Consider the following 551-nt stretch of genomic DNA (forward strand, 5'->3'; position numbering starts at 1 on the left):
CGGGCGGCAGGGGCCGCTTTTCGTCGGCCGGCCCCATGGGCTGGTGCTGCGCGGCACGCTGCCGATGGCCCTGGACGGCAGCCAGGACATGCAGGCGGATATCCGTTTGTCGGTCGATGGCCGGCACCGTCTGATGTTTATATGGCAGCCCTACCGCCACGTGATCGAATCCGCGACGCCCCAGCAGCAGCAGCGGGTTCTGCTGACGGGCATTGCCGACATAGACTGCGACTATCTTTCGAACGGGAACTGGGAAAAGACATGGTACGGCAACGGCCTGCCGGCATTGGTGCGCATTCACATCCGCTTTCCCGACGGCGATCGCCGTCATTGGCCGGACATCGTCGCCGCGCCGATGCTGGATCCGATGCCGCAATAGACGCCCCCGCCATGCCGCCGCATCCCGGCATTCGTCTCCGATGACCGCAAGCGGAACGGTCGCCAGGGACATGTTCGCCTGGTGGTGGAGACAGGTCCGCGACCTGGTCCCGGGCCGGGCCCGCCTGGCGCGGCTGTCGTCGCGGCCGGTCCTGGTCGCGGCCTGGGACGGC

1 pseudogene is annotated in these 551 nt (G+C 67.9%); it reads left to right on the plus strand.

Annotated features, from left to right (window positions below):
• Positions 1-379 (plus strand): annotated as a pseudogene (locus HUK84_RS22415) (type II secretion system protein GspJ); the annotation flags it as partial.
• Between the last annotated feature and the right edge of the window lie 172 nt (positions 380-551).

The sequence above is a fragment of the Nguyenibacter vanlangensis genome (assembly GCF_013376155.1).
Lineage (GTDB): Bacteria > Pseudomonadota > Alphaproteobacteria > Acetobacterales > Acetobacteraceae > Gluconacetobacter > Gluconacetobacter vanlangensis.